The following is a 4,549-nucleotide window of genomic DNA, read 5'->3' as shown; positions in this document are numbered from 1 at the left end:
TTTTGATGGCGTTTTCCCGCCTCTATTTATTCGTTCACTACCCGTCGGATGTGCTCACGGGAGTAGTGCTGGGGCTTTCTGCCGCCAGCGAGCCGCTGGTGCTGGTGTTCGCTGCGCTGTGCGCATGCGTGTACTGCGGCAAAACCCGCTACCGCAGGGGAGAGGAAGAAACCACCGCGGGAGTGGGGGAATCCGGAAACGGATAGGTTTTGTTTGGCATTGTATGAGCAGGCTCGGCCTGCTTTGCATATAGATAGAACCAGGAAAAGGAGTGAAAGGAATGTCTGAAATCACACAGGCCAAGCGGATCGTTGTCAAAGTTGGCACCTCAACCCTGACGTACGATAACGGGAAGGCGAATTTCCGCACCATGGAGGAGCTCTGTAAGGTACTTAGCGACCTGCAGAATTCCGGTAAGGAAATGATCTTGGTTACCTCTGGAGCGCTAGCGATTGGCATGAGCAAACTGGGGTTGAAGGAACGACCGCGTGAGATCGAGAAAAAACAGGCAGTCGCGGCGGTGGGCCAGTGTGAGCTGATGTTCCTTTACGATAAATTCTTTGGGGAGTTCAACCACACTGTGGCTCAGGTTTTGCTGTCGAGCGACGTGATGATCGAGCAGATCAGCAAGCGGAATGTGCAGAATACCTTCCGAACCCTGCTTGATATGGGCATTATTCCGGTCGTGAATGAAAACGATACGGTGTCTATCGATGAGCTGATGGGCGCGCATATTGGCGATAACGATACGCTGTCCGCTACGGTGGCGGTACTGGCGGAGGCCGACCTTCTGGTGCTTCTGACCGACATCGACGGATTGTACGACGCCGATCCGAGGAAGGACCCCAATGCAAAAAGAGTCCCGCGAGTCGAAAAAATCACCGATGAGATCAAAGAACTCGGCGGCGGGGAAGGCTCTGCGAGAGGAACCGGGGGAATGCGCACCAAAATTTCTGCGGCTATGGTTTCTACCGCGGCAGGGATTCCGTGCGGCATCATCAACGGCGCTGCCCCGAAGGATTTGTACCGTCTGCTGGCGGGAGAAGACCTGGGGACGATATTCGAAGCGGAATAAAAACACATCGCGCGCGTACGCCCCATGCCTGTCCGGCATTGGTTTGCCCGGGCTCCTTGCGGGAGCCCGGGCAAAGGCAGCCCCCGCAGGGGTGCTGCCGGCGGCCGCGCATTTTTTATACCCGTGGTTTTCTCGGGGAAGAATATTTTTAAATACAACTTAAGACTTTACGTTTTCTGAAACGGAACTGTTTCTCATAGAAAGGGGAAGCGCTATGACAAAGCTGCAGGAAATGGGCCAAAAGGCCAAGGCGGCCGCCCGTGTGCTGGCCAATGCCGGCGCCAAAAAAGACGCCGCGCTGATGAGCATTGCGGATGGTTTGGTTGCAAATGTGGAAAGAATAATCAGTGCAAATAAAATCGACCTTGAGCAGGCGCGCGCCGGCGGTATGAGTGAATCGATGCTCGACCGCCTGACATTGAACGAAGCCCGCATCAAAGATATGGCAGAGGGTGCGCGGCAGGTAGCCGCGCAGACAGACCCCATCGGCCGCATTCTCTCCGGTGAGGTTCGCCCCAACGGAATGAAAATCGAAAAGGTTGCCGTTCCCTTGGGCGTGATCGGCATGATTTACGAGGCCCGCCCCAATGTAACGGCGGACGCGGCGGTGCTGTGTCTGAAGGCCGGCAACGCGATTATCCTGCGCGGCGGCAAAGAGGCCATTCATTCCAACACCGCGATTACGGAAGTGATGCGCGACGCTGTGGAGAGCACCGGGCTGCCCCGCGACAGCATTCAGCTGATCGAGGATACCAGCCGCCAGAGCTCGGTGGAGCTGATGGGGCTTACCGAGTACCTCGACGTGCTGATTCCCCGCGGCGGAGCGGGCTTGATCCGCTCGGTAAAGGAAAACTCGCATGTGCCCGTTATTGAAACGGGTGTGGGCAACTGCCATGTATATGTGGACGACAGCGCCGATTTGGAAATGGCGGCGAGGATCATCTTCAATTCCAAAACCTCTCGCCCCTCTGTGTGCAATGCGGCGGAAACGCTGCTGGTTCACAGCGCGGTAGCGGAGAAATTTCTGCCTGTCGCAAAGAAAATGCTCGACGAGAAAAAGGTGCAGCTGCGTGCTGATGAGCGCGCCCTGCAGAACCTGGGAGCGTGCGATACGGTGATCCCCGCCGTGGAAGACGACTGGGCCACCGAGTTTTCGGATTATATTCTGGCAGTGCGCGTGGTGGATTCTCTGGATGAGGCGATCGAGCATATCTCGAAATATTCCTCCGGTCACAGCGAGGCGATTGTGACGAATAATTACGGGCACGCCCGGCAATTCACTTCCCGCGTGGATGCGGCTGCAGTGTATGTGAATGTTTCCACGCGCTTTACCGACGGCGGTCAGTTTGGGCTTGGGGCCGAAATCGGCATTTCCACCCAGAAACTGCATGCCAGAGGGCCTATGGGCGTCAATGAGCTGACATCTCAGAAATTCATTATTACCGGCGATGGGCAAATCAGAGAATAGTGACTCAGCGTGACTTTATGTAAAAACAGCGATTCCTTCCCCACCTTTGGCGGGGAAGGAACTCAGCGGCTTTTTTAAGATCGTTAGGATAAAAAGGAGAGGCCATGAACTCAGAGCAAAATGAAAAGAAGCAGGAACAGGCCGGGGAACACGGCGAGCTTCCGGAGGAACTAATAGAGGAAATCGATTTTGACCGCTTTGCCGAAAGCAAAAAGAGCGATGAGACGCAGGTTTCTTCGGACTACCGGTCGGCATATCAGAAAAAGCCGGAGAAACGGAAGAAATCCTCCAAACGCAGCCCGGAAGAAAAAAAGGTGCGCGCAGCGCTGGAGGCAGCGGAGCAGGCCAGGATCAAAGCGCAGAAAATGGCGGCTGATCTGGCGCAGGCGGCGCAGGCCCCAGACCCCGAGCCGGAACCGGAGTTGGATGATTTTCTGCCGGAAGGCGAGACTGCCGGCCGTGAGGATATTCTGCTGATCAAGAAGGACTCGCGTTCACCCGAGGAACAGGAGCAGGAGCAGCAGGAAATCGTGGAGAGTCCGGAAGCAGCGGCTGTACCCGCTGCCGCGGATCGGGTTCCGTCGCTTCGCAGGCGCGGTAAATACCGCTATGGAATCGGCATGGGAGCTTTGATCATGGTGCTCGCGTTTGTGGGCCTTTCGGTGATCGTGTGGGGTGTGAGCCAGCAGATTTACCGGGCCGTAACCGACGACAGTCAGCTGCGCGCGTACGATACCTTCCTGTCCCCGGTTGTGATGCAGGACCCCGAGCCGTTTGAAAGTTCCAAGGAAGCGGATGCCGAAATGATCATGAAGGCCTCACTGTGGCGCGCCGTGACGCAAAACGGAGCCCAGTACAACAGCTATGATGATCAGGGCCGTACGCTGGTTCCTCTTGGCGACGTAGTGGATGCCTGCCACGCTCTGTTTGGCCCGGACTGCGACCTGCAGCCGTCGAATCCGCAGGAGGAAACCTTCTTTGAATACGATTCGGAGCAAAACGTGTTCCGCGTTACTCCGTACAGCTCGCAGAGCAGTTTCGCCCCGTATACGGTCAGTAGTAAGAAATCCGGTGATACCGTCATTCTGCGCGTCGGCTATGTGGTCGGTGACTGGCAGGACGGCACCGAGAGCGAAAGCGCTACTCCCGAGCCGGTGAAATATATGCAGTATGTTCTGAAGAAAACCGCGGACGGCAAAAGCGAATATGTGACGGCTGTCCGTGCTGACAATGCGTCTTAACTAAAATGAGCCCGGGCCTATGGCCCGGGCTCAACCAATCGAAGCGTTTTACCATCTTTGGAGGGAAGAAGAGAAGTGCGTAAGTATGGCTTTCGGCGGCCGACTCTCGTAAAGACTTTTTCTCTCTCAAAGTAGGAGAAAATGGAACCTATCAGAGGAACTTCTAAAAACCGAAATTTTTAAATAATCAAGTACATCAGCGCAAAGATCAGGCCGGTATCGGCCTTTTCCGAAACAAGAATTAAAAGCAGAACCAGAATCAGTGTGCGTTCGCCGTCCTGCAGCAGCCCGTCAAACAGGTTTGAAAGCGTGCTGGGCTGTGGGAGCGGTAAGGTGGGCGGCGCTCCATGTGCAGGGGAAGAATCATGATGACGCTGTGGCTGTGGCTCAGGCTCGGGCGTTTGGGGCTCCGTGGGTGCGGCCTGCTGTGAGCGAGTCAGGCTTTGCTGAGCGCGGTTCTGCATTTCACGCACCCGGCGGATGGCGTCCTGCTGCATACGCTGCATATCGTTGGTATCGTTGGTCGCCACTGCGAAATCCCCCTTCCGTTACAGAATTCCCTGCCCGCGGAGTACCGGCAGCAGGCGCAGCATCGAAAGCATTTTTATGGCTTCATCCACCTTCTTCTGGCGCTCCGGCCCTAGAAGAGGACGCAGGGCGTGCAGCAGCCGGGTATTGTTGTCTTCCTGCCGGAAGGTAGAAAGCAAAGGCAGAATTTTCGAGACGACTTGCAGGGTGTCGCCGTCCAGCCCGCCACCCCCGCCC

Annotated in this window: 5 protein-coding genes and 1 pseudogene; 4 read left to right on the top strand and 2 right to left on the bottom strand. The window is 56.1% G+C overall.

Annotated elements, in window-relative coordinates; all coding sequences use genetic code 11:
• From TY09_RS17305 to TY09_RS17290, 4 genes are all read left to right on the top strand, one after another.
• A partial coding sequence (locus tag TY09_RS17305) for a phosphatase PAP2 family protein (RefSeq protein ID WP_459382109.1) occupies window positions 1-206 on the top strand: 206 nt, incomplete at its 5' end.
• A gap of 74 nt (window positions 207-280) precedes the next feature.
• A complete protein-coding gene (gene proB, locus TY09_RS17300) occupies window positions 281-1,075 on the top strand; it encodes a glutamate 5-kinase (RefSeq protein ID WP_009061845.1) in 795 nt (264 codons plus the stop codon).
• A gap of 214 nt (window positions 1,076-1,289) precedes the next feature.
• The gene (locus TY09_RS17295) at window positions 1,290-2,543 is read left to right on the top strand and encodes a glutamate-5-semialdehyde dehydrogenase (RefSeq protein WP_009061880.1); all 1,254 of its coding nucleotides are present in this window, start codon (window positions 1,290-1,292) and stop codon (window positions 2,541-2,543) included.
• A 104-nt stretch (window positions 2,544-2,647) separates the two neighbouring features.
• Window positions 2,648-3,784: a hypothetical protein gene (locus TY09_RS17290; RefSeq protein WP_042436965.1), complete on the top strand. Its 1,137-nt coding sequence runs from the start codon at window positions 2,648-2,650 to the stop codon at window positions 3,782-3,784.
• 179 nt (window positions 3,785-3,963) lie between these two features.
• Here the strand turns inward: TY09_RS17290 and TY09_RS17285 are convergent, their stop codons facing one another.
• On the bottom strand, window positions 3,964-4,314 hold the full coding sequence (locus TY09_RS17285) for a hypothetical protein (protein ID WP_042436962.1): 351 nt from the start codon (window positions 4,312-4,314) through the stop codon (window positions 3,964-3,966).
• A gap of 18 nt (window positions 4,315-4,332) precedes the next feature.
• Window positions 4,333-4,549 (bottom strand): annotated as a pseudogene (locus TY09_RS18720) (hypothetical protein); the annotation flags it as partial.

This window comes from Faecalispora jeddahensis (genome assembly GCF_000577335.1).
Lineage (GTDB): Bacteria > Bacillota > Clostridia > Oscillospirales > Acutalibacteraceae > Faecalispora > Faecalispora jeddahensis.
Note: the sequence above shows the minus strand (reverse complement) of the source record. Positions and strands in the feature narration are given on the sequence as shown.

Bases quoted from the DNA above. Each gene is read 5' to 3' on its own strand.
- proB (WP_009061845.1), top strand. From the start codon at position 281: ATGTCTGAAATCACACAGGCCAAGCGGATCGTTGTCAAAGTTGGCACC.
- TY09_RS17290 (WP_042436965.1), top strand. From the start codon at position 2,648: ATGAACTCAGAGCAAAATGAAAAGAAGCAGGAACAGGCCGGGGAACAC.
- TY09_RS17295 (WP_009061880.1), top strand. From the start codon at position 1,290: ATGACAAAGCTGCAGGAAATGGGCCAAAAGGCCAAGGCGGCCGCCCGT.